The sequence below is a fragment of the Leyella stercorea genome, assembly GCF_021531655.1.
Window position 1 is genome coordinate 1 of record NZ_JADYUF010000106.1, and the last position, 1,141, is coordinate 1,141.

Consider the following 1,141-nt stretch of genomic DNA (forward strand, 5'->3'; position numbering starts at 1 on the left):
ACACCTACACTCTTTAACGAACCATTCCGTCGGTTCGCGGAAGTTTCACTGCTCCGTCTCCGCATCGCTGCCCAAGGTAGTCACGGAATGTTGACCGTGTCTGCCATCGCCCTCGCCGTTCGGCTGAGACTTAGGACCCGACTGACCCCGGGATGATTGACATTGCCCGGGAAACCTTAGTCTTGCGGCGGGAGGGAATCTTACCCTCCTTATCGTTACTTATACCTACATTTGCTTTTCCATATCCTCCAGGATAGGTTACCCGCACCATTCGACGGATATGGAATGCTCCCCTACCGATACTTTTATAAATTGCTATCCCGCGACTTCGGTATCTGCCTTATACCCGATTATTATCCATGCAGGGACTCTCGACCAGTGAGCTGTTACGCACTCTTTGAATGAATGGCTGCTTCCAAGCCAACATCCTGGCTGTCACTGAGACCCCACTTCGTTAGACTAACTTAGACAGAATTCCGGGACCTTAGACGGCGGTCTGGATTCTTCTCCTCTCGGGGACGGACCTTAGCACCCGCCCCCTTACTGCCGGACTGCAGACCGTGAGCATTCGGAGTTCGTCAGGACTCGATAGGCGGTGAAGCCCTCTTGTCCTATCGGTCGCTCTACCTCTCACGGTGACCATCCGACGCGGCACCTAAATGCCTTTCGGGGAGTACGAGCTATCTCCAAGTTTGATTGGCCTTTCACTCCTACACTCATCTCATCCAGAAGCTTTTCAACGCTTATTGGTTCGGTCCTCCATCCCGTGTTACCGGGACTTCAACCTGGACAAGTGTAGATCACTTGGTTTCGCGTCTACCCCCTCTGACTAAACGCCCTCTTCAGGCTCGCTTTCACTGCGGTTGCGCGGGTCATCCCGCTTAACCTCGCCAGAGATGGTAACTCGTAGGTTCATTATGCAAAAGGCACGCCGTCACTGCCATAGGCAGCTCCGACCGCTTGTAGGCGCAAGGTTTCAGGATCTCTTTCACTCCCCTGCTCGGGGTTCTTTTCACCTTTCCTTCACAGTACTGGTTCGCTATCGGTCTCACGGGAGTATTTAGCCTTACCGGATGGTCCCGGCGGATTCGCGCAGAATTCCTCGTGTTCCGCGTTACTCAGGATACCACTAGGCTTCAGC

General features: G+C 53.7%; 1 rRNA gene. It reads right to left on the minus strand.

The features are described from left to right. Positions 1 to 1,141, minus strand: a 23S ribosomal RNA gene (locus tag I6E49_RS14215); the annotation flags it as partial.